At 57.6% G+C, this 25,356-nt stretch carries 26 protein-coding genes; 16 read left to right on the forward strand and 10 right to left on the reverse strand.

Going from position 1 to position 25,356, the window contains the following annotated elements:
- Positions 1–99 precede the first annotated feature (99 nt).
- Positions 100–870 carry an IclR family transcriptional regulator gene (locus tag K9857_RS00485; protein WP_224532942.1) on the forward strand — a complete coding sequence of 257 codons (771 nt, stop codon included), beginning with the start codon at positions 100–102 and terminating at the stop codon, positions 868–870.
- Between the two features lie 11 nt (positions 871–881).
- Here K9857_RS00485 and K9857_RS00490 read toward each other — a convergent pair whose 3' ends face one another.
- A complete protein-coding gene (locus K9857_RS00490; protein ID WP_224532943.1) occupies positions 882–1,952 on the reverse strand; it encodes an AbrB family transcriptional regulator in 1,071 nt (356 codons plus the stop codon).
- Positions 1,953–2,078: 126 nt separating this feature from the next.
- Here K9857_RS00490 and K9857_RS00495 point away from each other — a divergent pair, with 126 nt between their 5' ends.
- Positions 2,079–2,981: a LysR family transcriptional regulator gene (locus K9857_RS00495; protein ID WP_224532944.1), complete on the forward strand. Its 903-nt coding sequence runs from the start codon at positions 2,079–2,081 to the stop codon at positions 2,979–2,981.
- 50 nt (positions 2,982–3,031) lie between these two features.
- Here the strand turns inward: K9857_RS00495 and K9857_RS00500 are convergent, their stop codons facing one another.
- Positions 3,032–3,955, reverse strand: coding sequence for an AraC family transcriptional regulator (locus tag K9857_RS00500; protein ID WP_224532945.1), 924 nt, complete (start codon positions 3,953–3,955; stop codon positions 3,032–3,034).
- Between the two features lie 326 nt (positions 3,956–4,281).
- Between K9857_RS00500 and K9857_RS00505 the strand changes: the two genes are divergently transcribed.
- The 3 genes from K9857_RS00505 to K9857_RS00515 all read left to right on the forward strand — a co-directional run bounded on the left by K9857_RS00505 (position 4,282) and on the right by K9857_RS00515 (position 7,309).
- Positions 4,282–5,490 (forward strand): MFS transporter, encoded by a 1,209-nt coding sequence (locus tag K9857_RS00505; protein WP_224532946.1) that lies wholly within the window; start codon positions 4,282–4,284, stop codon positions 5,488–5,490.
- A 141-nt stretch (positions 5,491–5,631) separates the two neighbouring features.
- Positions 5,632–6,648 carry an alpha/beta hydrolase gene (locus K9857_RS00510; RefSeq protein WP_411961531.1) on the forward strand — a complete coding sequence of 339 codons (1,017 nt, stop codon included), beginning with the start codon at positions 5,632–5,634 and terminating at the stop codon, positions 6,646–6,648.
- 109 nt (positions 6,649–6,757) lie between these two features.
- The gene (locus K9857_RS00515) at positions 6,758–7,309 is read left to right on the forward strand and encodes a chalcone isomerase family protein (RefSeq protein ID WP_224532948.1); all 552 of its coding nucleotides are present in this window, start codon (positions 6,758–6,760) and stop codon (positions 7,307–7,309) included.
- Positions 7,310–7,341: 32 nt separating this feature from the next.
- Here K9857_RS00515 and K9857_RS00520 read toward each other — a convergent pair whose 3' ends face one another.
- From K9857_RS00520 to K9857_RS00545, 6 genes are read right to left on the reverse strand one after another with little or no spacing between them, the layout of a single operon-like run.
- A complete protein-coding gene (locus K9857_RS00520) occupies positions 7,342–7,845 on the reverse strand; it encodes a DUF2878 domain-containing protein (protein WP_224532949.1) in 504 nt (167 codons plus the stop codon).
- Positions 7,842–9,110: an SAM-dependent methyltransferase gene (locus K9857_RS00525; RefSeq protein WP_224532950.1), complete on the reverse strand. Its 1,269-nt coding sequence runs from the start codon at positions 9,108–9,110 to the stop codon at positions 7,842–7,844. Before K9857_RS00525 ends, K9857_RS00520 begins: the two co-directional genes overlap by 4 nt.
- On the reverse strand, positions 9,097–9,888 hold the full coding sequence (locus K9857_RS00530; RefSeq protein ID WP_224532951.1) for a DUF1365 domain-containing protein: 792 nt from the start codon (positions 9,886–9,888) through the stop codon (positions 9,097–9,099). Before K9857_RS00530 ends, K9857_RS00525 begins: the two co-directional genes overlap by 14 nt.
- Positions 9,885–11,132: an NAD(P)/FAD-dependent oxidoreductase gene (locus tag K9857_RS00535; protein WP_224532952.1), complete on the reverse strand. Its 1,248-nt coding sequence runs from the start codon at positions 11,130–11,132 to the stop codon at positions 9,885–9,887. The genes K9857_RS00530 and K9857_RS00535 overlap by 4 nt, the downstream gene beginning before the upstream one ends.
- The gene (locus K9857_RS00540; protein WP_224532953.1) at positions 11,129–11,890 is read right to left on the reverse strand and encodes an SDR family NAD(P)-dependent oxidoreductase; all 762 of its coding nucleotides are present in this window, start codon (positions 11,888–11,890) and stop codon (positions 11,129–11,131) included. The genes K9857_RS00535 and K9857_RS00540 overlap by 4 nt, the downstream gene beginning before the upstream one ends.
- Positions 11,887–12,309, reverse strand: a complete 423-nt coding sequence (locus tag K9857_RS00545; protein ID WP_224532954.1) for a nuclear transport factor 2 family protein — start codon at positions 12,307–12,309, stop codon at positions 11,887–11,889. The genes K9857_RS00540 and K9857_RS00545 overlap by 4 nt, the downstream gene beginning before the upstream one ends.
- Positions 12,310–12,581: 272 nt before the next feature.
- Here K9857_RS00545 and K9857_RS00550 point away from each other — a divergent pair, with 272 nt between their 5' ends.
- The 8 genes from K9857_RS00550 to K9857_RS00585 all read left to right on the forward strand — a co-directional run bounded on the left by K9857_RS00550 (position 12,582) and on the right by K9857_RS00585 (position 20,028).
- Positions 12,582–13,559, forward strand: coding sequence for a TerC family protein (locus K9857_RS00550; RefSeq protein WP_224532955.1), 978 nt, complete (start codon positions 12,582–12,584; stop codon positions 13,557–13,559).
- 156 nt (positions 13,560–13,715) lie between these two features.
- On the forward strand, positions 13,716–14,549 hold the full coding sequence (locus tag K9857_RS00555; RefSeq protein WP_224532956.1) for a type 1 glutamine amidotransferase domain-containing protein: 834 nt from the start codon (positions 13,716–13,718) through the stop codon (positions 14,547–14,549).
- A 275-nt stretch (positions 14,550–14,824) separates the two neighbouring features.
- The gene (gene pstS, locus K9857_RS00560) at positions 14,825–15,856 is read left to right on the forward strand and encodes a phosphate ABC transporter substrate-binding protein PstS (RefSeq protein WP_224532957.1); all 1,032 of its coding nucleotides are present in this window, start codon (positions 14,825–14,827) and stop codon (positions 15,854–15,856) included.
- A 73-nt stretch (positions 15,857–15,929) separates the two neighbouring features.
- Positions 15,930–16,895 carry a phosphate ABC transporter permease subunit PstC gene (gene pstC / locus K9857_RS00565; RefSeq protein ID WP_224532958.1) on the forward strand — a complete coding sequence of 322 codons (966 nt, stop codon included), beginning with the start codon at positions 15,930–15,932 and terminating at the stop codon, positions 16,893–16,895.
- Positions 16,895–17,791 (forward strand): phosphate ABC transporter permease PstA, encoded by an 897-nt coding sequence (gene pstA, locus K9857_RS00570; RefSeq protein WP_224532959.1) that lies wholly within the window; start codon positions 16,895–16,897, stop codon positions 17,789–17,791. Before pstC ends, pstA begins: the two co-directional genes overlap by 1 nt.
- Before the next feature lie 76 nt (positions 17,792–17,867).
- The gene (gene pstB / locus K9857_RS00575) at positions 17,868–18,629 is read left to right on the forward strand and encodes a phosphate ABC transporter ATP-binding protein PstB (RefSeq protein ID WP_178131312.1); all 762 of its coding nucleotides are present in this window, start codon (positions 17,868–17,870) and stop codon (positions 18,627–18,629) included.
- Positions 18,630–18,727: 98 nt separating this feature from the next.
- Positions 18,728–19,426, forward strand: coding sequence for a hypothetical protein (locus K9857_RS00580; RefSeq protein ID WP_224532960.1), 699 nt, complete (start codon positions 18,728–18,730; stop codon positions 19,424–19,426).
- Positions 19,427–19,485: 59 nt separating this feature from the next.
- Positions 19,486–20,028 (forward strand): hypothetical protein, encoded by a 543-nt coding sequence (locus K9857_RS00585; RefSeq protein WP_224532985.1) that lies wholly within the window; start codon positions 19,486–19,488, stop codon positions 20,026–20,028.
- Between the two features lie 164 nt (positions 20,029–20,192).
- On the opposite strand, the gene K9857_RS00590 is transcribed toward K9857_RS00585, so the two are convergent.
- Complete coding sequence (locus K9857_RS00590) at positions 20,193–20,834, reverse strand: HD domain-containing protein (RefSeq protein WP_224532961.1); 642 nt, start codon at positions 20,832–20,834, stop codon at positions 20,193–20,195.
- Between the two features lie 193 nt (positions 20,835–21,027).
- On the opposite strand from K9857_RS00590, the gene K9857_RS00595 reads away from it, so the two are divergent.
- Positions 21,028–21,993, forward strand: coding sequence for a GlxA family transcriptional regulator (locus tag K9857_RS00595; protein WP_224532962.1), 966 nt, complete (start codon positions 21,028–21,030; stop codon positions 21,991–21,993).
- Between the two features lie 9 nt (positions 21,994–22,002).
- Here K9857_RS00595 and K9857_RS00600 read toward each other — a convergent pair whose 3' ends face one another.
- Complete coding sequence (locus tag K9857_RS00600; RefSeq protein WP_224532963.1) at positions 22,003–22,944, reverse strand: LysR substrate-binding domain-containing protein; 942 nt, start codon at positions 22,942–22,944, stop codon at positions 22,003–22,005.
- A 161-nt stretch (positions 22,945–23,105) separates the two neighbouring features.
- Between K9857_RS00600 and K9857_RS00605 the strand changes: the two genes are divergently transcribed.
- Entirely contained in the window at positions 23,106–24,362 is a 1,257-nt protein-coding gene (locus K9857_RS00605) for a M24 family metallopeptidase (protein WP_224532964.1), read from the forward strand.
- Between the two features lie 93 nt (positions 24,363–24,455).
- Positions 24,456–25,313: a glycine betaine ABC transporter substrate-binding protein gene (locus K9857_RS00610; RefSeq protein WP_224532965.1), complete on the forward strand. Its 858-nt coding sequence runs from the start codon at positions 24,456–24,458 to the stop codon at positions 25,311–25,313.
- Positions 25,314–25,356 lie beyond the last annotated feature (43 nt).

Consider the following 25,356-nt stretch of genomic DNA (forward strand, 5'->3'; position numbering starts at 1 on the left):
AATGGACTAGCTGCTGGTTTGACTCACAGGTAAGGTAGCAGCCATCACAACGGCCCCTATAAGGGGCCGATTTTTCCCGATGATGCCGAGCAGAGTCAGATGCCGCCAAAAAATGAACCAGAAATAGTCGATTCCTCCAAAAGCAACGCTGAAGGAGGAGTAGCGGCAGTTGATAGGGCATTCGCAATCCTTGGGGCGTTTGAACCTGATCGCGCCAGTCTGCCCTTGGCTGAAATTGCCCGGCGTACTGGCTTGTACAAAAGCACCATTCTTCGTCTGATGAGTTCCCTGGAACGAGCAGGCTTCATCCGGCGTTTGGCCGATGGGCAATATGGTGTTGGTCATGAGCCTTTGCGGCTGGCTCAGATCTATCAATCTTCCTTCCGGCTGCGGGACGCCATCTATCCGGTGTTGGAAACGCTTACTGAAGAGAGCGGGGAAACCTCGTCTTTCTACGTCATCGAAAACGACATCCGGGTGGTGTTGTTCCGAGTAGAGCCCAAGCGGGCAGTTCGCTTCAGCATCCACGAGGGTGACCGTTTTCCACTTCACGCCGGCGCTTCAGGCAAAATCCTCAGAGCCTTCGGGCCACCAGCGGATCGCGCCCTTGCCGAGGTGCGTGAGCATTTCTGGGCGACGTCGTTTGGAGAGAGAGATCCGGAAACTGCGTCCATCTCGGCCCCTGTGTTCGGTGTAGGCCATGAGTTCAAAGGAGCCCTGACGCTTTCAGGCCCCTCCGAGCGCTTCAACAAGGAGCAGATGCAAGCGGCACGCTCCATGTTGCTCAAGCGAGCGGCACAAGCCACCAATCTTCTTGGGGGAAGCGACCGAGAGCTACTGGCTGCATTGGAGCTCAATGAGGAAAAGTAAGGGAACCAAAATCATGACTGCGTCAGACGGATTATCTGTCTGGCGCAGTAGGCACCCGTCAAAATCACCCCGAAAAGCCGCAGCGTCTGCATCGCCAGCACCATGCCGACATCGGCATGCGTCTCCACAGCGATGATAGCCATGGCGTCCAGCCCACCTGGACTGGTCGCCAGGTACATGGAAAGAAAATCCGTGTGGGTGGCATAAGCCAGGAGCCATGCACAGCCCGCGCACAGCACGATCAGGATCACTGCACCGATAATCATCGTGGGCAAATGTTTGAACACGTAGCGCACGGTTGTGCGATCAAACCTGAGCCCGATGTAACAGCCAATGGCTCCATAGGCGACTGCAAGCAGCCAACTCGGCATGGCAATACTCATCAGGCCGCCGAGCTGAAGTGCGCCGCCGATCAACAGCGGCATCAGTAACGCGCCTGCAGGCATCTTCGTACCTGCGGCGACACCAAACAGGATGACGGCCAGGCTGATCAACACATCGGAAACTTCGATGCCATTCGAAAGCGTGCTTGCATGAACCACCTCTGCGGAGAGATTGCCTGCCCCGAGCATATGACTGACCAATGAGCCAATCATGACGACACACACCACCCTGACGTATTGCATGGTGGCCACCACTCGAGAGTCGGCACCACTTTCCTCAGCCATGGAAACCATCGCAGACGCGGCACCAGGCGCCGTTCCCCACGCTGCAGTGCTGCCAGGGATACCGCCAAACCAAACGGTTCCAAGTCCGACGGCGGCACTGAGTGTCACAGTGAGGAAGGTTGCGAAAAGCATCACATGCCATGACTGAGCCAATGAAGCCAGAACAGACCATGTGACGGAGTGAGCCACAAGCAGACCCACGCATCCTTGTCCGAAGCGGAAAATGTGTCGGTGCAATCGCAGGTCAGCACCGCAGACACCAAATACGATAGCCACCAGCATTGGCCCCAGAAACAGCCCCGCCGGTACTGCAATCGCGTGTAGAAGTTGACCTGCCGCGCCGGCGACGACGACCAGGCCTAGCCACTTGAGGCAAAGCAGGTGAGGAGGAGGGGCGGGCTTGGAGGTTTGCAAAGAAGGAAGTCTCCTGGCGATGACGCCACTCTCAATGGCAAATCTGTGGCCGGGAAATTATCGACACCGGGAATGATCAAGTCTATTTTCTACTTTCGATGAACCTATAACTGAAATTCATGAATCATGGACTTTCGCGACCTCGCCTATTTCGAAACCATCGCAGAGTTGGGCCACCTCGGACGCGCTGCCGAGAAGCTCAACCGCAGTCAGCCTGCGCTGAGTAAAAGTATTCAGCGTCTGGAAGAATCCTTGGGCACGCGCCTGTTTCAGCGCGATGGAAGAAGGATCAAATTGACCGATGTTGGTGAACTGCTACTCGCCCGTGGCAAGCAGCTTCGCATCAACATTGCCGAAACCGAGCGAGAAATCCGCGAGTACGCAGGCGGCCTGGTTGGCAATATTCGCCTTGGGTGTGCGGCAAGCATGGCCGAGTACCTGCTCCCACAGCTTACTGAGGAACTGCTGGAGAGAGCGCCCAAGCTGACTCTCAAGCTCTCCATAGGCCAGGATGATGTGCTTAGAGAATCTCTGAGGGCGGGGCGGCTGGATGCGATTATTTGCCCACTTGTCGTCGACGATCCTTACTTCCATACGTATCCCGTGCTGCAGGATGAGGCGGTGGTAGTGGCAAGCGCAGAGCACCCGATTTTTTCCGCCGCCTTTGACCAGCGTGATCTTTGCCAATATGGATGGGTGCTGCCGGGCCCCACGGTGACGGCCAGGCGCTGGATAGACAATGCATTCATCTCCAGGCAACTGCCGCCTCCGAACGTACAAATCGAAACCAACTCGATTTCGATGCTGCCCAGGCTGATTGCACGTACTCGATTACTGAGCTTTGTGGCTCGAGAGACACTGGAGTTCGGCCAAGGCATGTCCCGACTTCGAGAGGTTCCGTTGGAGCAAACCACGATGAGCCGAACCGTTGCCGTATTGGTGCGCGCAGAAGGTTATTTACCACCCGCTGCGGCGGCTATGGTTGAGCTCTTGCGTGACAGGGGAAGCAGCTTTCTGAGAGAGGATTAGTTACCCGAGGCGACAATCAATCAACCGGCATGCCAACCATCGTGAAAAGCTCATGCAGACGCCAAGTCCCTCAGGACGGTGATGTCCTGCTTCGGTGACAAACCAAACATCCGACTGTACTCACGACTAAAATGCGACGGGCTTTCGTACCCGACCTTGAATGACGCGGTTGAAGCATCATGATGCTCGTTGAGCATCAATCGCTTGGCCTCGCTGAGACGTAACCATTTTTGATACTGAAGGGGGCTCATGCCGGTCAGTTGTCGAAAATGCCGGTGGAATGAAGATGTACTCATCTGAACCTGGCTGGCCAGCTCATCAATTCGAAGTTGGGACGCGAAGTTCACCTTCAACCAGTCAATGGCTCTCCCAACCCGATATCCATGGCTATCAATCGCTGCAACCTGCCGCAGTTTTTCGGCCTGATCGCTAAGCAAAAGTCTGTAATGAATTTCACGCCGCAGCATCGGCTCGAGTACGGGAATCGCCTGAGGTTCATCCAGCAACGCAACCAGTCGACAAAACGCATCGAGAATAGCGTCGGTTACAGTACCTACGCCGACACCCGTGCCTGATTGGCGCTCGTTATGGGGTGGCAAGCCACCTTGCGCAATGAGCTCCGCCAACATGCGTTGGTCGAGCTGAAATGCCAGCCCCAGACAGGGGTGACTGCTGCTTGCCTCCGTTACTTCGGAATTGGCGGGAATATCAAGTGATGTCACCAGGAATCGAGACGAGTCGTAGGCGTAGGCCTCTCCTCCAACCCACATCTTCTTGGCCCCATCTACGACCAGGACAATGCTCGGAGGCACCATGCAAACTGCCGGTGGTGCAGGCGCATCGCGGCGAAACAGATCAAGCCCAGCGATGGCGGTTGCAAAGTCCCCAGTACCCGGAGTGCGATTGCCTATCCGCTTGATCAGTGCACTTCGGTAGCCGTCTTTATGCCTATCGAGCGTGTGTTCAGTGTTCATATGGATTGTTCTCCTTCAGATTCGGACTGTAGTTCCGCAAGGAAAAAAAACCTACCGATACGCTCCAGATTGGTCGGAATGGGCAAGTAATGTAGAGAAACCAGCTACTGCAGCCAAGGGTGCAACGCCCACAATTGTCTACATCAACAAGGCCGCATTCACTACTGCACATCTTGGATGGCTCCAATCTCGCTGGCTGTTCTACATGCGCAGCCAGGCGGCCCTGACTCCCTCAAAGCCTTTATCAATGAGGATAGACGCCTGTGTTATCAACCACTCTTCCCACTCCTTCTGATGGAGAAAGTCCAAAAGCCTGGGGGGCCGTAATGGCGATGTCCCTGGCTGCGTTCGCCTTGGTTGCCTCTGAATTCATGCCGGTGAGTTTGCTTACACCGGTAGCGACTGACCTGCATCTCACGGAGGGTCAGGCAGGTATGGGCATCTCGGTGTCGGGGCTGTTTGCCCTGATCACGGCATTATTGATTGCGCCTGTTGCCGCAAAGGTAGAACGCAAGAGGCTGTTGCTGTCGATGATGATCATCATGATCATTTCGGGAACTGTGGTCGCCTTCGCTGCAAGCTACGAAACGTTCATGGCCGGGCGCGCGCTTATCGGAGTGGCTATCGGCGGGTTTTGGTCGCTGAGCGCCGCTACATCCATTCGCCTGGTCCCCGCAGATCAAGTTCCACGTGCCCTGGCTCTGGTCAATGGCGGCAATGCACTCGCGACAGTTATCGCGGCTCCAGTGGGTAGCTATCTGGGAGCCTACATCGGCTGGCGATGGGCATTTTTCACCGTAGTACCCGTCGCGATGATTGCATTGGCATGGCTGATGTTCAGCATGCCCAAACTGGCTCCACGCCAAACAACGCCAGGAGGCGGCAATGTTCTGCTGCTTCTCAAAAAGCCTCCAATCGCACTCGGGATGCTCGCCGTTGCAGGTTTTTTCATGGGCCAGTTCATGCTCTTCACCTACCTGCGACCTTTCCTCGAAGCAGTAACGCGTCTCGATGTGTCGATGGTTTCCTTCGTGTTGCTGCTGATTGGAGTGGGCGGCCTGCTAGGTACCTTCCTGATCGGTCCCTTTCTTAAGGGTAACGGCCTGTACCGCACGCTCATCAGTGTGCCGATCATGATGGCTGCGATCGCGATTGCACTCGTGATGTTTGGGCACTCACTGCTCGCCACAGCGGGGCTACTGGCGTTATGGGGATTGATCGCCACTGCGACACCCGTTGCGTGGTTTACATGGATAGCACGCGTGGTGCCGGATGACGTTGAAGCAGGCGGAGGTTTGTTTGTAGCCATATGCCAGTTAGCCATCGCTCTGGGAGGCACCGTCGGCGGGATTATTTTCGACGCATTTGGCTATCGATCGACCTTCGAAACGAGTGCGCTTTTGCTCGCAGCCACTGCAGTTCTCGCTTTTCTTGCAAGCCGATCAGCGAACAACACTGCTGCCAGAGAGTTGAGCTTCGCCCCACAACCGCTATGGCGTCCTGCTGGTGATGCGCTGCCGTCCTCAGAGCGTTGACTCTGCGAAGAACCGAACCTGACATCCCAAGGATTCAATTCCCTCTACTTACATATCACTTATAGGTACAGAGTCATGACAGCAAACTTCGCCGCTAAAAGTACTTTCAAAGTAACAGTCCTTGCATTTGCCTTGGCGATGATGGGCATGGAATCGGCCAAAGCGCAGTCTCAGGCCGTCACCGTTGATCCTTCAACGCACTTGGTCCAGACGTGGGACAAAACCTTTCCCAAGAGTGACAAGGTTGATCACCGGAAAGTGACCTTCAAGAACCGCTATGGGATCACCCTCGCGGCCGATGTCTATCTGCCAAAAAACCGTGGCAATCAGCGCCTGGCGGCTATCGTGGTCGGTGGTCCGTTCGGCGCGGTGAAAGAGCAGGCTGCCGGTCTGTACGCGCAGACAATGGCCGAGCGCGGCTTCGTCACGCTGGCCTTCGATCCTTCCTATACCGGAGAGAGTGGCGGGGAGCCACGCAACATCGCCTCGCCGGACATCAATACCGAAGATTTCATGGCTGCGGTGGATTTCATCGGCCTGCAGTCCTACGTCGATCGTGAGCGTATCGGCATGATCGGCATCTGCGGTATGGGCGGCATGGCGTTGAACGCAGTGGCAGCTGACAAGCGTGTCAAGGCCGTCGTCGCCAGCACCATGTACGACATGAGCCGGGTCATGTCCAAGGGTTACAACGACAGCGTCACGCCCGAGCAGCGCGCGCAAGCGCTGGAGCAGATGAGCCGGCAGCGCTGGGTAGACGCAGCGAATGGGAAGCCAGAATATCAACCGGCCTACAACAAGCTCAAAGGCGGCGAAGCACAGTTCCTGGTCGAGTACGCCGACTACTACATGACGCCGCGCGGCTACCACGCACGAGCGGTCAATTCGGGCAACGCCTGGTCAGTCACCACGCCGCAGGCGTTCATGAACATGCCGATTCTGACCTACATCAAAGAGATTTCGCCGCGCCCAATCCTGTTCGTACACGGTGAAAAAGCTCACTCGCGTTATTTCTCTGAAACCGCCTACGCGGCGGCAGAACAGCCGAAGGAACTGCTGATCGTCAAAGGTGCTACCCATGTCGATCTCTACGATCAGAAGGACAAAATCCCATTTGATGCGATGACCACGTTCTTCAATCAGAACCTGAAAATCTAAACCGGTTCTGAGGCTGGCGTGAACATCACTAACCATACAATTTCTGTACAAAATCATGATTTGGTATAAGTTTTAAAGGCGTCCATTGAGTCCTATCGAGGCTTTTCGCATGACTTGGCAGCCGGAACGCTCGATCCGCCACGTTATCTGCCTTGTGCTGATGCTCCAGAGTGCAGAACTGTTTGCTGGCTGGCGTGAAGCCTTACCCGATGCACGTCTGTCGGGTAGCGGTGACATGCGGGTTTTTGGGTTCTCCATCTACAGCGCCCAGCTCTGGAGCCCACGCCTGATTGCGGGTAAAGCGCCGGGGGCAGATGTGCCTTTTGCGCTGGAGCTGACCTACAGTCGTGCGATCAGTCGCGATGATCTGGTGGAAGCCAGCATCAAGGAAATCCGTCGCCTGTCGCCGAGTGCCGGAAACTCACAGCTGATTGCTCGCTGGAAGCGGGAGATGCAGAGCGCGTTCGTCGATGTACGCGCAGGTGACCGCATAACCGGAGTCTTTATGCCGGGAGAGGGCGTACGTTTTTATGTAGGCGAGAACCTGCGGCATGTGGTGCGCGACGATGCGTTCGCCAAAGCCTTTTTCGCAATCTGGCTTGACCCCCGAACACGCGATCCACAGTTGCGTGCCCAATTGCTGGGCGCAGCGAAACCCTGAGGCCGTCGAGCAAGTGAACACGTCGCCTTGAGTCAACGAACACGCGGTCCGGCCATCCAGTGCAGCGCCGGCATCAATAGTGCCCATATCGATGCGAGCAACAGAATGCTCGGCCACACACCCAGGGGCAATCCCACTTCTGCCAACCTTGCGCCACCCCAATAGGAGAGCGGCCCGCCGATAGCGCCTGCCAGGCTGCCCAGCCACCAGGGTCGGTTTGTCCAGCTCAGGCTGTAGCGCAAGGTGCTGGCGAAAAGCAGCCAAAGCAATGCCAGCCAAAGTGGCAGAACTACAGTGGCGCCGGAAAAGTGGAATAGCCCGAGGTGCATCAGCGTGGTGTCCAGAATCCAGCCCGAGGATGCCACCCGCAGCAGACTGGGCCACTCATCACCCGCGTTTGCGATCCAGAACAGGTGCAAAGCCAGACAGGCAATTGCCACCAGCAACAGCCAGGGCCGATGAGCACCCAGTACACAGGCGAACCACCCGAGTTGGAATAGACCTGCGTTGAGAAAGAACCGGCCTCGTCCGCTCACGCCTTCAGCTCGAAGGGTGCCGGTCTTGCCCCAGGCTTGGCGAGCAATAGATGCGCGGTGCCGATGCTTCGCTCCAGAAAACCACCTTCGCAGTAACACAGGTAGAACTCCCAGAGGCGATAGAACGTCTGGTCGTAACCCAGTGCTTCCAGGTTATGCCGGCTGCGTCGCAGGTTGTCGTGCCACATGCGCAGGGTACGGGCGTAATGAAGACCGAAGTCCTCCATGTGGTGAAGGTTCAGGTCGGTGTCGCGACTGATGGTGTTCAGCATCGCGCTGACCGAAGGCAAGGCACCACCGGGGAAAATGTAGCGCTGGATAAAGTCGACGGTTTTTTTCGCCTGCTCGTAGCGCTGGTCCCGAATCGTGATCGCCTGCAACAGCATCAGTCCGTGTTCTTTGAGCAGATGCGCGCACTGTTCGAAGTAGGTGGGCAGGAAGCGGTGGCCGACGGCCTCGATCATCTCGATCGACACCAGCTTGTCGTACTTGCCTGTCAGGTCACGATAGTCCTGCAACAGCAGGGTGATGCGCTCCTGCAGACCCTGCTCCTCGATTCGGCGCCGGGTGTACTCAAACTGCTCATGGGAGAGGGTGGTGGTAGTGACCTTGCAGCCGTAGTGGGTGGCCGCATAGAGCGCCATACTGCCCCAGCCGGTACCGATCTCCAGCAGGTGGTCACCGGGTTTGAGATCGAGCTTTTGGCAGATGCACTCCAGTTTGTACATTTGGGCTTGTTCGAGGCTGTCGCTGGCGGAGCGGAACATGGCCGCCGAATACATCATGGTCGGGTCCAGCAGCTGTTCGAACAACTTGTTGCCCAGGTCGTAGTGAGCTGAAATATTGCGCTGCGAGCCCCGACGCGTATTGCGGTTGAGCCAGTGCAGGGCTTTGGTCAGCGGACGGCGTATACGTGCCAGGCCGCGCTCCATGCCATCCAGCACATCGAGGTTGGCAACGAAAATGCGCACCACCGCGGTCAGGTCCGGGCTGCTCCAGTAGCCGTGGATATAGGCCTCGCCAGCACCAATCGAGCCATTCGCCGCCACCATTGGCCAGAGCGCCGAATCATGCACTTCGATCTCGCCATGCAACCCCTCGCCTGGCTGGCCGAAGCTCAAGGGCTGACCGTCGACGATGACCACCAAGTGCCCGTGACGCAGTTGCGCCAACTGACGCAACACCAATTTCTTCAACAGACGGGCGCCCGGTCCGCTGGCCGTGGAGCTACAGGTGCTGGAGGGGTTGAGGCTAGGATTTGTCATGGCGCGACTCCAGCTCTGCGGTGAGGTATTCACCGGTTGCGGCTTCATGGGAAAACAGTGGCAGACGCTTGAGCAGCAGACGCAGGGCCTGCCAGTAAATGCCGATCAGGGTTTTGCCGGTCATCCAGGGGAAGGCCAGAAGGTGGCGGTGCAGGCTTTGACGCGTCAGCTCGATGCGCTCCAGGCCCAGGCCAGCCTCAAAGATTTTTTCCTCCCCCAGCCAGTCCTGCATGGACACGTGCAGCGTTTGCCCGGGAGCAGAGAAACGCATGCGGTATTGCAGATCGCGGGGCAGGAAGGGCGATACATGAAACCCCTTGCTCACTCGATGGCGTGACTCACCGCTGGCGTGGGTCGGCAGTACGTAGTGGTAACGCTCTCGCCAGGGGGTATTGCTGACCTCGCAGAGGATGGCGGCCAGACTGCCGTCGGATTCGAAGCAGTAAAACAGGCTGATCGGATTGAAGGACAGCCCCCAGCTGCGCGGCTGGGTGAGCAGACAGATACGTCCCTGTGGTGCGAATCCGAGGGCCTGCTCGACGCGTTGGCGTACTGCATCGCTGAGCGTCACGCCCTTGCGCGTGGCGTGCGGCAGGTAGTCGGTTTCGCGGAAGGTGAAAGCGCCCCAGCGCGAGTTTCCAGCCAGCCATGACAGGCTCAAAACCTGCGCTTGTTCCGCAAGATCCAGGTAGAGCATGCCCATGCGATAGCGAAACCCATGGGCGCGCGGCAGCACCCGGCGGTGGCTGACCCAGCCGTAATAAAGCGCGCTGTTCACAGTTGTTCTCCGAAAGCGGCCGCCACGCGCAAGGCACTGACCACACCGTCCTCGTGGAAACCGTTGGCCCAGTAAGCGCCGCAGTAATAGCTGTTCTGGGCGCCTTGCAATTCCTGCCATCGTGCCTGCGCAACCATGCCTGCCTGGCTGTATTGCGGGTGGGCGTAGCGGAAACGGTCGAGGATTTTGCTGGGGTCAATTCCCGCAGTCTGATTCAGGCTCACGCAATAGGTGGTGTCGCTCTGCAGCCCTTGCAGGATATTCATGTTGTAGGTGACAGCGGCCGGTTGCCGGGGCGAGCCACCGAGGCAGTAATTCCAGCTTGCCCAGGCCAGGCGACGGCTTGGCAGCACACGCGTGTCCGTGTGCAGTACCACCTCGTTCTCGTCGTAACGCAGTGCGCCGAGAATCTCCCGCTCGGCTTGGCTGGGCGCAACAAGAAGGCGCAGCGCCTGATCGCTGTGACAGGCGAACACCACGCTGTCAAAGCGATCGATGCCGGCGCTGCTGTGCAGATTGACGCCGGCGTCGTCACGTACGACCCGATGGACCGGGCAGTTGAGACGGATGCGTTCGACAAAGCCTGCGCTCAACGCTGCTACGTAAGTGCGCGAGCCACCACTGACAACGCGCCACTGTGGCCGATTGGTCACCGACAGCAGCCCATGATTTCTACAGAAGCGCACGAAGAACTCACATGGAAAACGCTGCATGTCGGCGCGTGACATGGACCAGATCGCCGACCCCATCGGGACGATGTAGTGTTCGATAAAACGCTGCCCGTAACCGTTCTGCCCCAGATAGTCGCCCAGCGTGGTTTCGCCAGTGATGCGTTGTTCGTCCAGGTCACGTATGACCTCGCGGTTGAAGCGCAAGATGTCATGCAACATGCCCCAGAATCCGGGTGAGAGCAGGTTGCGCCGCTGAGCAAACAGGCTGTTGAGATTGTTGCCGTTGTATTCGGTGCCGGTACTCGGATCTTGAACCGAGAAACTCATCTCGGTGGGTTGCGAAGCCACGCCGAGTTGATCCAGCAAACGGATGAAGTTGGGATAGGTCCAGTCGTTGAAGACGATAAAACCGGTATCGATAGCGTGGCTTTTCCCCTCTGCTGCAACCTCGACCGTGTGGCTATGGCCACCGATCCAGTCATCCGCCTCGAATACCGTGATGTCATGTTTGCGGTTGAGCAGCCAGGCGCAGGTCAGGCCGGAGATTCCACTACCGATAATCGCAATTTTCATGAAGATGCTTCTGTAGCCGGACGCGCCATACGCCTGGCCAGCGCCAGTTGCAGGCGTTGAGGAAGGATCGCCAACAGGCGCAGGGTGGCGATGAAAGGTCCGGGAAAGGCGACTTCCAGCGGTCGTTTTTCCAGGCGAGTGGCGATGTAGTCGGCAGCCTTGCCCACCGGCCAACGCATCGGCATCGGGAAATCGTTCTGTCGCGTCAGCGGTGTATCGACGAAGCCCGGGCTGACGAGCGTGACGTCTATACCCTCGTGTGCCACATCGATGCGAAGCGATTGAAACAGGTAACGCATGGCCGCCTTGGAGGCGCCATAGGCCTCGGCGCGAGGTAATGCCAGGTAAGTAACCGAGCTACAGATCGCCACCAGATGAGGTCGCTGCGCCTTGCGCAGCAGTGGCAGGGCAGCTTCAACGCAGTAAGCCGCGGAAAACAGATTGGTCCGCATCACCCGTTCAATCATGCTGGCTTCAAAGTGGCCAGCGTCCAGGTACTCGCAGGTTCCAGCGTTGAGGATGACCTGATCCAGATAGCCCCAGAGTTCGCCGATTCGATCGCCCATGGCTTGAACCTGTCGCGCATCGGTGAGGTCGCCTGGCAAAACAAGTACCTGCTGCGGATGTGCTGTCTGCAGTTTTTCCAGGGCCGTTACATTGCGGGCGCTGACAGCCAGAAAATGGCCTTGGGACAGGAGAATTTGCGCAAGTGCCGCGCCTATACCGCTGCTGGCGCCGGTGAGCCAGATCCGTTTCATGCCAGGCGCCCCTTCAACCAGCCAATTGCGGTGCCCATTACCGGCAGGTGCTCATAGAGCAGCGCGCCGGCATCGAAGTAGTCGCGATGCCGGTACACCTTCTCGTGCCATTGCAGGTATGAGCAGCCAATGACCTTTATCATTTGGCCACGGCGCAAATGGGGATGGCGAAACTGCAGGGTCCAGCGCAGATAACCGCTGCCTTCTTCCACCTGGTCATAGCCGTGAAAGGAGAATCCGAGCTCGCTGACGTTGACGTACAGCTCTGAAAAATAGTCCTGCAGCGCTGTCAGGCCCTGTATCTCGTGTAGCGGATCGCTGAAGTGGATATCGTCGCTGTACAACTCCGTCAGCCTGTGCAAATTGCTGGCGTCGAGCGCTGCGAAGCCGCTGGCGAAACGTTGGAGAAAGTCAGACACGTTGCATCCCCATTTCCTTTTTCTTGTACGGATCGATTGGCTTGTACAGGTTTTTAAAGAATAGGGTGCATGCTGTACAAGTCAAATTTCCTGTACAAGTTTTTGTTTCGAAGCGTGAGGAGGTTCTTGAGGACGGTGGTTGAGGAGGGAGAATCCCTGGCAATACTTCGTAAAAAACGAACTATTCGCACCGAATAAACGATTTTTGTTGATGAACCATGATCGCTAGCATGACCTCTCCAGCCTATTGCTGCGTCATGCGGAGATAGAGAATGACTGCCATCAGCATCGGCCAACCCTGGATGTGGGCCGCCTTCATCGTGTTTGTCCTGGCCATGCTGGCGCTCGATCTGTTCGTCTTCGGCGGACGAAAGGCGCATCGTGTTTCGGTGCGAGAAGCGCTGGCCTGGGTCCTCGCCTGGGTCAGTTTGGCATTGGTCTTCGCTGCCTTGCTCTGGTGGTACCTGGACAGCACATTCGGCGCCGAAGTGGCCCAGCGTACAACGCTCGAATTCCTGACCGGCTACCTGATCGAGCAGTCGCTGTCGATCGACAACATGTTCGTTTTCGTGATGATCTTCGGCTACTTCGCCGTGCCGCCGGAGTTGCAACGCCGCGTGCTGCTCTATGGCGTGCTCGGCGCCATCATCATGCGCGCAGGGATGATTTTCGCGGGTGTCTGGCTGGTGCGGGAGTTTGCCTGGTTACTCTATGTCTTTGGTGCGTTTCTCGTCATCACCGGCATCAAGATGCTGGTCTTCGCCAATCAGCAGCCGGACCTTGGAAAGAACCCTTTGCTGCGTTGGCTGCGTAGCCACATGCGTATCACGGACAACTTTCATGGCGAGCGCTTCTTCGTGCGTAAGGATGGCCTGCGCTGGGCGACGCCGATGTTCCTGGTGCTGGTACTGATCGAGGCCAGCGACCTGGTCTTCGCGGTCGATAGCATCCCGGCCATCTTCGCCGTCACCACTGACCCCTTCATCATTTTCACCTCCAACATCTTCGCCATCATGGGCCTGCGCGCACTGTATTTTCTGCTTGCCGACATGGCCCACCGCTTCCACTTGCTCAAATATGGCCTGTCCATCGTACTGGTGTTCATCGGCGGCAAGATGCTGGTCGCGCCGTGGTGGCACATGCCGATCCAATGGTCGCTGAGCATTGTCGGCGGCATCATATTGATTTCGGTGCTGTTGAGTCTGGCGTTGACGAAGAGCAAAACAGAGGTCGCGGGAGAACAGTCATGAAGCGATGTTCTGAGTTTGCACCGAGAAAGCTGCAGCGACAGTAAGGCTCGGTCATTGATTACTCAGTGTAATAATTGAAATTCAGTTCAGGGGCTCTATCGCTTTTTGCTCCGGTAATAAGATGGATCCATCCAACCATCACTACTGGAGTATCACGTGAAAAAAACCATTATCGCCGCTCTGTTAACCGCTGCCGCCAGCTACGCCAACGCCGGCACGGTATTGGTTGTCCTGTCGGACCAGGATCAACTGGACCTCAAAGACGGCAAGGTCATGCAAACCGGTTTCTTCCTCAACGAATTGATGCAACCGGTGCAGACTTTCATCGAGGCGGGGCAGACCGTGGTATTTGCCACGCCTAGCGGCAAGGCGCCAACCGCGGACCAGAAATCCAACGATGTGAATTTCTGGGGCGGTGATGAAAAGGCCCGTCAGCAAAGCCTCGCGCTGCTGGACACGCTGAAGCTGACCTCCAAAAACGGCTCGCCGGCAATCAGCTTCGCGCAGGTTCAGAAAATCGGTTACGACAAGTTTGACGCCGTGTTCGTGCCTGGCGGCCATATCCCGATGCAGGACCTGCTCAAGGACAAGCAACTGGGTCAACTGCTGACCAACTTCCATGACAACGGCAAAGTCACCGGCTTTACCTGCCATGGCACCATCGCCATGTTGTCGGCGATCCCCGACGCCCGTGGTTTTGTCTCCGCATTGGAATCAGGCAAGCAGCCGGCCGCGCCCGCCAACTGGATTTACAAGGGCTACAAAGTCACCGCCTTCACCGACGCGGAAGAAGAGCAGGCCAAAGGTTTCCTCGGCGGCGGCCACATGAAACTGTTCCCGCAGGATGGCCTGACGGCAGCCGGTGCCAACTTCAATGAGGCCAAGCCATGGAGCGAGCATGTGATCGAAGACCGCGAAGTGATTTCCGGCCAGAATCCGCAGTCGGCCAAGGCAGTCGCAGTGGCCATGCTGGCGAAGTTGAAGAAGTAAGCCTGGGCGGGCGAGTCATATCGCCCTGAAGAAGTGCTGAACCCTGTAGGAGCCAGCTTGCTCGCGATGGTGACCAACGATGACGCTGGCTATCCGATGCCCCGCGGTGTCCAGACCTGCATCGCGAGCAAGCTCGCTCCTACAGAAGGGGCGTGGAAATCCATGGGTAAATGGCTCGTCAAATCAACAAGCCACCTTTTTGCCACCCGACTGTCATAAATTTTTCATATAACTGGTTCAAAGTGCGGCAGCCGCTCTCAAAAGGAATGCCGTTCATGAAAAGTTTTGTTAAGTCCGCTGCGCTCGCTCTTACCGTTTCTATCTGCGCCACATCAGTGTCTTTTGCTGCCGAAAGCGTGCGCCTGACAGGTTCTGGCGCCAGTTTTCCGGCTCCGATCTACCTGACCTGGTTCAAGGATTTCAGCAAGAAAACCGCTGGCGTCACCGTTGATTACCAATCGAAGGGTAGCGGTGCGGGCGTACAGGACTTTCTGAACAAAACCGTCGATTTCGCGGCCAGCGACTCGGCCATGAAAGACGAAGACATCGCCAAGGTTGCCGAAGGCGTGCAATTGCTGCCGATGACCGCAGGCGAAATCGTGTTGGCGTACAACTTGCCAGGCAGCCCTAAAGGCCTGAAACTGCCACGCGATGTTTACTCCAACATCTTCCTGGGCAAGATCACCCAGTGGAACGATCCGCAGATCGTCGCAGCCAACCCTGAGCTGAAGCTGCCGGCACTGCCAATCACTGTTGTCGTGCGTGCAGACTCCAGCGGTACTACCGCGGTGTTCACCAAGCACATGTCGACCATCAATGCGGAATTCAAGACTGCGCTGGGCGAAGGCAACACCGTCAACTGGCCGGCCAGCGACAAGTTCATCAAGTCGCCTAAAAACGACGGCGTGACCGCTACCGTACGTCAGACCCCTGGTGCCATTGGCTACATCGAATACGGCTTCGCCAAGCTGGCCAAAGTCGACTTCGCCGAGCTGCAGAACAAGGCCGGTCAGTACGTTGTGCCTAACGCAGAAAGCGGTGCCGAAGCTCTGAACGCGGTCAAGTTCCCGGAAAACCTGGTGGCCTGGTTGCCTGATCCGGACGGCGCCAAGTCGTACCCGATCACTTCCTACACCTGGATGATCTTCCGCAAGCAGAACGAGAGCCCGGCCAAGGCCAAGGCCATGCGTGAAATGGTTGAGTACAGCCTGACTGAAGGTCAGAAGATTGCCGACTCGATGGGCTACATCCCGCTGCCGCAATCGGTCATTGATCAGGTTCGCAAAGCTTCGGCCAACATCCAGTAACGCTCGCGAGTCTTCATCCGGTGTGCGCTGCAGGCACGCCGGATGAGATTTCCACCTGTTCCGGAATACACCCATGACCCAGCCTTTTGTCGTACCGGTTAACCCGGACTCTGCGTGCCAACCGCCTTCCGCGAAGGATTTCCTGGTGGATCGGACCTTCCGCGCGATTGCGCGCATAGGTGTGGTCCTGATTCTGGTGTTGGTATTCGCCCTTGTATTCGAAGTGGGCCGCAAGGCCCTTCCGGGCATGGAAAAGCATGGCCTGGACGTTCTCCTGGGTTCCGTCTGGGACGTCAACCAGGGCAAGTACGGCATTCTGCCTGCCATCTGGGGCACGCTTTACAGTGCACTGATTGCATTGCTCATCGCCGGCATTTTCGGCGTCAGCATGGCGATCTTCCTGACCCAGGATTTTCTGCCCGCCAAACTGGCGGCCATCTTCCGCACCATCGTCGAACTGCTCGCAGCCATCCCCAGCGTGGTTTATGGCCTGTGGGGGATCTACGTGGTGATCCCGGCCATTCGTCCTCTGACGACATGGTTGAACACCGAACTCGGATGGATTCCTTTTTTCGGCACTTCGTTGAGCGGGCCAGGATTGCTGCCTGCTGCGTTGGTGCTGGCGATCATGATTCTGCCGACCGTTGCCGCCGTTTCGCAGGATGCGCTCACCGGCGTTCCGATGAAAACCAAGCAGGCCGCTTACGGCATGGGTACCACCCACTGGGAAGCGATTCTGAAAGTGATGGTGCCATCCGCCGCCACCGGCATCTTCGGCTCGCTGGTTCTGGGCCTGGGCCGCGCACTGGGTGAAACCATGGCCCTGGCCATGCTGGTCGGCAACGCGAACAACATTTCGCTTTCGCTGTTCGCACCGGCCAACACGCTGGCCGCCTTGCTGGCGCTGAACTTCCCTGAAGCGGGACCGAACGAAGTAGAGGTTCTGATGTACGCCGCGCTGGTGCTGATGTTCATCACACTGCTGGTGAATGTCATCGGTTCCATGATCATGATGTACGCCCAGCGGGGGAACAAATAATGACTGATCTCACTGCTGCTTCCATTTCCGCTGCACCGAGCCTGCAACGCAGGTTCGAAGGCCGCGCGCTGCGCAGCCTGGTATTGACCACGCTGGTCTGGCTTCTCGCTGTGGTGGCCAGTGTGCCGCTGTTTTCAGTGCTCTACATGCTGATCACCCGTGGTGGTGCTCGCCTGAGCCTTGAAGTCTTCACTGAACTGCCTCCGACGGGCTTCGAGACCGGTGGCGGCTTCGGCAACGCCCTGGCCGGTACCTTCGTCATGGTCGGTATCGCGGCCGCCATCGCGGTGCCGGTCGGCATCATGGCTGCCGTCTTCCTGGCTGAGCTGGGACCTGAAAGCAAGCTGGCGAACGCCTCGCGCTTCGCCGCCAAGATGCTCACCGGGCTGCCTTCCATTCTGGCGGGTGTTTTCGCCTACGCCCTGGTGGTCGTGACCACGGGTACCTACTCTGCACCGGCAGGTGGCGTGGCGCTGGCAGTGCTGATGCTGCCGATCGTCGTGCTGACGGCTGAAGAGTCGATGAAGATGGTGCCCAAGATCATGAAGGATGCCGCCTACGGCATGGGCTGCACACGCTCGCAAGTGATCTGGAAAATCGTTCTGCCTACCGGCCTGCCGGCGATCCTGACCGGCGTCATGCTGGCCGTGGCGCGCGCAGCGGGCGAAACCGCGCCGTTACTGTTTACCGCGCTGTTCAGCAACTACTGGATCTACCACGAAGGCAGCCTGTCGATGATGAACCCGACGGCATCGCTTTCCGTGCTGATCTACAACTTTTCCGGCATGCCTTTCGACAACCAGCTCGAGCTCGCATGGGCGGCTTCGCTGGTGCTGGTGATGATCGTGCTGATCGTGAACGTCGTCAGCCGTGTTTTCGGCAAACCAAAGTTTTAAGAGCGGGAGCATCTGAATCGTGAACACTCTATCTGCGCAAAAAATCGCCCCTGTCGAGACCAAGTCTCCGGTGGTCATGGACTGCAAACTGGACAAGATTTTCTACGGCAACTTCCTGGCGGTTCGTGACAGCCATGTGCCGATCGAAAAGAACAAGATCACCGGCTTCATCGGTCCTTCGGGCTGCGGCAAAAGTACCGTGCTGCGCAGCCTGAACCGGATGAATGACCTGGTCAGAGGCTTTCGCTTCGACGGCCATGTCCATTTCCTCGGGCAGGATGTCTACGGCAAGGGCGTGGACCCGGTCGTCGTGCGTCGTTATATCGGAATGGTTTTCCAGCAGCCAAACCCGTTCTCGATGAGCATCTTCGACAACGTCGCTTTCGGCCTGCGCCTGAATCGCTACAAGGGTGATCTGGGCGACCGCGTCAAGCACGCCCTGCAAGGCGCCGCGCTGTGGGATGAGGTCAAGGACAAGCTCAAGGTCAGCGGTCTGTCCCTCTCCGGTGGCCAGCAGCAGCGCCTGTGTATCGCTCGCGCCATCGCTACCGAGCCGGAAGTTCTGTTGCTGGATGAGCCGTGCTCGGCGCTCGACCCGATCGCCACTCGCCGTGTCGAGGAACTGATGGTCGAGTTGAAGAAGGACTACACCATCGCCCTGGTGACCCACAACATGCAGCAGGCCATCCGTGTCGCCGACACCACGGCTTTCTTCTCGGTGGATATTTCCCAGGGGACACGCACCGGTTATCTGGTCGAGATGGGTGCCACCACGCAGATTTTCGGCAGCCCGCGCGAGCAGATGACCGAGGATTACATCAGCGGCAAGTTCAGCTAAACCGAACGTGCGTCAAAAACCGTATACCGCTCGCGGCTATACGGTTTTTTCGTCCATAGGGTTGTCTTCGTCTCACTCCTCTTTTTTCAGGTTTGCCAATGTCTGCACCGCGTCGTCTTGATTTGCCAGCGATAGAGCGCGCCCTGCGTGAAGTGCAGTATCGCTTCGCTGAACTGAGCGAGCACTTCACCGAGCCGCGTGATCCCTTCACCGACGAAGTACTGATGAATGTGGTTGAGGGCTACGCCCTGATCGACGACTACGTCGCACGGGATGTCGACCTGTTCGATTTGCAGCAACTGAATCTGATGCTGGAGATCAATGCCACCGTTCTGTGCGGTCGAGACCCTGCTCGCCGACTGGAATTCGCGCCGCACCTGGCGGCCACCGAGGCGCACTTTTTCAACGACTTGGAAGGTGGCATCAAGAACTTGTTCAACTGGTACAGCGCCCATCACGGCGAATCGCCCTGGAAGCGTGCGGCCGGTGTCTATGTGCGGATTCTCAGCAAACCGCAGCTGTTCATTGAAGGCAACAATCGCACTGGCTCGCTCATCGTCAGCTACCTGCTGATGCGCGCCGGGCTGCCTCCGTTCGTGCTGAACCTGGACAACGCCAAGGGTTACTTCAATCCCTCGTCGGTCATCCGAAACTCCGCCAAACATGGCGTCAAGGCGTTATTTGAATTGCCCAAGATCAAGAAGAAATACGCAGCCTTCCTCGAAGAGCAATCCCCGGATCCGAAGCGGTTTTTCCTGAGCAGAAAACCCGCTCCTGCCTATCAGGGAGGCGCTTGATGAATACCTACCCAACGCTCGAAAAATGCCGGGTCATCAAGGATCAGGTTTGGCAGGCAATGAAAGATTCCTTTGCGCCGTACATGTTCAGACGTCAGCGCATTCGGGTTTCGTTTGATATCGACGACACCCTGGCCTGCCTGCCGCACCACAGCGACGTCGAGCCAGGCCCGATGCCGGATTTCGTGCATCGCTGGCTGGGCGAACCGCTGCGCATCGGAACGCGCTCCCTGACCCGCGAGTTGCGCCGCCAGGGCTGCAGCATCTGGGTCTACACCTCGTCCGGCCGCACACCGTCCTATATCCGGCGCTGGCTGTTGCTGTACGGCATCCACGTCGACGGCGTGGTCAACAGTGTTCGGCATAACCAGGCGCTGACGGAGCGGGGGATGGTGAACTCGCCCTCGAAGCTTCCGACAGCGTTCGATATCGACTTGCATGTCGATGATTCCGAAGGGGTGAAAGCTGAGGGGCATGACCACGGATTTCGGGTTGTGGTCGTGCGTCCCGATGATGCGAGATGGGCGCAGCGAGTTCTGGATTCGGTGGCTGAGGTCCAGGCGGTGGTTGCGAGGCAGCAGGGTGTTGCGTACGCAAGCTGAACCTCCGACACATAAAACCTGTGGGAGCGAGCCTGCTCGCGATGGTGGTCAACGAAGACGCTGGCTGCCTGATGCCCCGCGGTGTCCGGGCCTCCATCGCGAGCATGCTCGCTCCTACAGGGGAATGCATTCCCAAGCAAAAACTGCGATCTATTGATCTTCTGTCAGGACGCCCAAGGTGACTTGCGCAGGATCTCGACGAAATTCGTTGGCCTGAACCCTGGATCCTTTTCCACCAGCACATCGCTCATGACGTTGGCGAAGGCCGTGTCCGGACGATGGCGCGTGCCATCGGCAAAGGCGCAAAGCACACACTCCTTGAACCCCTCGCCACGTGGGTGCGCATGCACCACCGCTTCGCGCTGCACGTCCGAAAACGTCTCGTAGCCAATTCCCAGCGAATCCATTTCCACGCCGGCGGTCACCAGAGCCACAGTCGGGCGCAAATGATGCGGTATGCCTGGAGTGGCGTGCAGGGCAATGGACAGCCAGACCTGTTCGATATCGTCATCACTGAAACCGTAAGGCTTGAGGAACTCGGCGGCGGCGTTGGCGCCATCGACTTCAAAGCGCTCGTTGTCGGTGCAATAGCCTTCCACCAGACCGAGGTCATGGAACATTGCGCCGATGTACAAAAGCTCCGGGTTATAGGCCAGTTGCTTGCGCTCGCCGCTCAGCGCGCCGAACAGAAAGACCCGGCGCGAGTGGTGATACAGCAGGTCCGATTCAATGTCGCGGATGTAGTCGGTGGCCGCCTTGGCCAGGGCGCTGTCGGGGGTTTTGATGCCGGCAATGCGGGTGCTCATGGGGACTTCCTCGTGGTGAACGCCGTGGCGGCGTTGAGGGTTGCAAGTGTGTTCGCGCCCTCAAAACCGGACAATTGATCCCTGGGGCCTATCGCGGCCAATACACCGCGATATCGCGCCAGCCTCACCTGTCGGCCGCAGATTCGGCTAGGGTGAGAGGCGATCTCCTCCCTGCTGCAGGTACCGTCCGGCCATGCAAAAAACCGTCGCCATCGTCGCTTTCAACGGTGTCCGCTCCCTGGATGTCACCGGGCCCATGGATGTGTTCTCCATGGCCAATCGGTTCCTCGCGCCCGAGGATAGCTACCGGCTGGAGGTGCTTGGCGTCGAGCGCGGAGTGCTGACCTGTTCCAACGGCCTGGTGCTGAACGCCCATCGGCATTTCAGCGAAGCGCTGCAATCCTACGACCTGGTGTTGGTGGCCGGCGGGCCGCAAGCGCCGGTGATGGATTTCGGCGTGACCTTTGACGCCTGGCTGCGTGATGCCAGCGCGCGGGCGAAGCGGTTCGGCTCGATCTGTAGCGGCGCCTTCATCCTTGCCCGGGCCGGATTGCTGGAAGGGCGCACGGTGACGACCCACTGGGATGACGCGGCGCTGCTGGCGACACTCTGTCCTTCGACCCAGGTGGAGGCTGATCGTCTGTACGTCCAGGACGGCAAACTCTACACCTCCGCCGGAGTCACGGCGGGCATCGATCTGTCGCTGTACCTGCTGGGCCTCGATCATGGGCCTGACGTGGCGCTGAGCGTGGCCAAGCGACTGGTGGTTTTCACCCAGCGCTCAGGCGGGCAGTCACAGTTCAGCCAGTTCCTGGTGCCCCACGCCGAACCTGTATCGGTGGTGGCCATGGTCAAACGCTACGTGCTGAACAACCTCACCGGTGCCTTGACCATCGCCGACCTGGCCAACGCCGCCAACATGAGTGTGCGCAACTTCTCCCGGGTGTTTGCCAAGGAAGCGAAAATCACCCCGATGGAGTTTGTCGAACGAGCGCGGGTCGATGCGGCGCGGGCGATTCTGGAAAGCACCCGCGTACCGCTCAAGACCGTGGCCTACCAGTACGGATTTCGCGACGCCCGGCATATGCGCTTTGTGTTCAATCGCAGGCTGGGGGTGACGCCGCGGCAGTTCAGGCTGAACTTTGCGGCGATGGTTTGAGGCAGGGTTTTATTGAGCGTCGGGGGATGCGAGCTCCACGGGCTGGCTGTAGCTATTGATCCAATCCCTCAGTTCGATGGCCTCATCACGCAAGGGCCGTCCCAGGTTGGTCATCAGGTAATAGCCTCTTCCCGAATTCACTGTCAGAGAAGAGAACCGTGCCAGCCGCTGACTTCGAAGCTCCTGATCCAGCAGGTAGCGAGTTCCAATTGTCACGCCACGACCTCGCGTGGCGGCATCCACCAATACGATGTAATTGTTCCCGTATTCTGCGGGCCGGACTCTGCCTGCATCGACACCTAGCGCCCCGAACCAGGCTTTCCAGTTGATCCAGTTGGGTTCCAGGCGCTCGTATTCCAGCAGTTTGTGCTTGAACAGTGCTTCCGGGTCTGCGTGTTCCAGTGGGTTCTCGCGAATGTAATCAGGACTTGCGACGGGAAACAGTTCCTCCTCGAACAGCAGTTGGGAGGACCAGTTTTCGTGATGGATAGGGTCGTAGACGATGGCCAGATCCACGCTTTCGTCGAGCAGGTCCGAGGTATGGTCAGATGTAATCATTCTGAGGCTTGCGCAAAAGCCGGGGTGATTCTGACGAAAGTCGCGCATGACCTCGCTCAACCAGTAATGGGCAGTCGCCGTGTTCGCAGCGAGCGTGATCGGCTGCCACTGGTCCTTCACGCTGATTTCTTCGACAGCATCCGCCAGATAATTGAATGACGTGCTGACCTTGGTGAGCAGTTGCTTGCCGCGTGGAGAAAGCGTCACCCGTCGTCCGTTGCGCACGAAAAGCTCAATTCCCAACGCCTCTTCCAATAGTCGGATCTGCTTGCTGATCGCAGCCTGGGAGACATGGAGCTCCTGCGCTGCGCGAGAAAAATTCAAGGCACGAGCCGCCGCTTCGAAGGCCATCAGGCTGGTAAGCGATGGAAGTCGATGACGCAGACTTTTCATTTAATAACCTGAAGTTGTTAACCGTCATGAATTTCCATCTGTGTACACCCAATTCTCAGGCTTGTAAATTTTGATTCAGACGGGATGCGAGAGCGTGTCAGCGCGCTGGCAAGTCCGCGGCTCTTGATAACAAATAGTTAACTCTTAGCCTGGATATCTATATGACGACCTTGGATTGGCATCGCGAGCGCTCAGATCTTTCCGATGTAGCCCTTCTGGATAATGTTCAAGGGAATGGTGGCATCGATTTGCGTGCCGTACGGCTTTACCGATTGGGCCGGGTGCGTGAGCAAATGCGCAAACGTGGGGTGGCTGCGCTGGTCATCAGCGACCCGGTCAACATCCGCTACGCGACCGGCGCCCGCAACATGCAGATCTTCTGCGCTCGAAACACACCTTCACGCTATCTGATCGTTACCGAGCATCGGACGATTTTGTTTGAGTTCACCGGATGCGAGCACCTGGCCAGAGGACTCGAAACTATCGACGAGGTTCGTCCATCATCGACCGCAAGCTTTGTAGCCGCAGGTCCGAGTATCGTGGAGCGTGAGAAGGCCTGGGTAGCCGAGATGGTCGGCATTCTGAATGAGCTGGTCGGGCCGGGTGCCACGGTGGGCATGGAGCGGATGAATGCTGGTGTGTCGATCGCAATGGCGAATGCGGGTGTGCGGATTGTCGATGCACAGGAGTCCATTGAGATGGCCCGTGCAATCAAGTCTTGCGAAGAGCTCAAATGTGTCGTGGCCTCGCTGCGTGCCACCGAAATTGCCGTTGGTAAACTGCGCGAAGCGATTCGCCCCGGTCTGACCGAAAACGAGCTGTGGTCGGTATTGCACCAGTCGGTAATCGCTCAGGATGCCGACTACGTCGAGACCCGTCTGCTCAGCGCAGGGGGCAGAACCAACCCATGGTTTCAGGAAACATCGAACAACGTCATCGGTGAAAACCAGTTGATCGCTCTGGATACCGATGTTGTGGGTTGCCATGGCTACTACTCGGACTTTTCTCGCACCTTCCATGCCGGTCCGGGCGCTCCTACCGAACACCAGCGCACGCTGTACAAACTCGCTCATGAACAGGTGCATCACAATATCTCGGTGATCAAACCCGGGATGACGTTCAGGGAGTACAGCGATCAGGCCTGGAACATTCCTGAGAAGTATCACGTCAACCGCTACTACCTGTCCTCACACGGTTGCGGGATGACGGGTGAGTATCCGTATCTCTACCACCATGCGGATTATCCCGCCTCCGGCTACGACGGTGAAATCCAGCCTGGCATGACATTGTGCGTCGAGAGCTATATGGGGGAAGACGGCGGCAGTGAGGGTGTGAAGCTGGAACAACAACTGCTTGTCACTGAGACCGGGACCCGATTGCTGTCGATGTTCCCGTTTGAAGAAGAACTTCTGAGGTAACGCAGTTCAACCGTTTAAAAAGGCGGCGGCGCGCGAACCTCGAAGCGTAAGGAACGCGCCGCCACGTACCTGTAACAGAGGGGCTATTTCCAAATGCTCAAAAAATTGAAGGTACTGCTCTTCGGCTTGTTTATGGTCCTCGGGGCCACAGCTCATGCGGCCGACGCCAAGCCGATCACCATCGGTGTGAACAGTTGGGCAGAAAATATCGCTGTCGCAAACATGTGGAAACTTCTTCTGGAAGAGAAGAATTACAAGGTTTCGCTTCAGAACGCTGGAAAAATCATTCTTTACAACAGCGTGGCCCAAGGGAAGATCGACGTGTCTTTCGAGGTATGGCTGCCAGCCTCTGACAAAGCCGCGTACGAGAGTATCAAGGACAAGGTGCAACTGATCGGGCCGTGGCTCAGTGAAGCGAATCTGGGGCTGGCGGTGCCGAACTACGTGGATATCACCAGCATCGATCAGCTCAACGATCACAAGGAGGAGTTTCAGTGGCGTGGCAGAGCGTCCATTTTCGGCATTGACGCTGGAACCGGACTGATGGGCCTCACCGATAAAGCCATGGCCGAATACAAGTTGGACTACAACCTTTTGCCTTCTTCGGAAGTGGCCATGTTGCAGTCGCTGGATCGCGCCATGAAGCGCAAGGAGCCGATTGTCGTCACACTGTGGAAGCCACACTGGGTCTGGGCGAAAAAGGATCTACGTTACCTGGACGACCCCAAAAAAATCTTCGGAGCGACGGACTCGATATACGGAATCGCTGCGCAGTCCTTCAGAAATGATCATCCTCAAGTGGAGCATTGGCTTCAGCAATGGAAGATGGACGAAAAGTCGCTCGGTGATCTGATGGCAACGATTAATGAAAATGGCAGTAGCACGCCGGAGAAAGGTGCTCAGGTCTGGATCGATGCCAATCGGGCAACGATTGATGGGTGGTTCAAGTAAGTTGCTGCCGAATTCTCAGCGAACCTGTAGGAGCGAGGCTTGC

The sequence above is a fragment of the Pseudomonas sp. REP124 genome (genome assembly GCF_020164475.1).
GTDB lineage: Bacteria > Pseudomonadota > Gammaproteobacteria > Pseudomonadales > Pseudomonadaceae > Aquipseudomonas.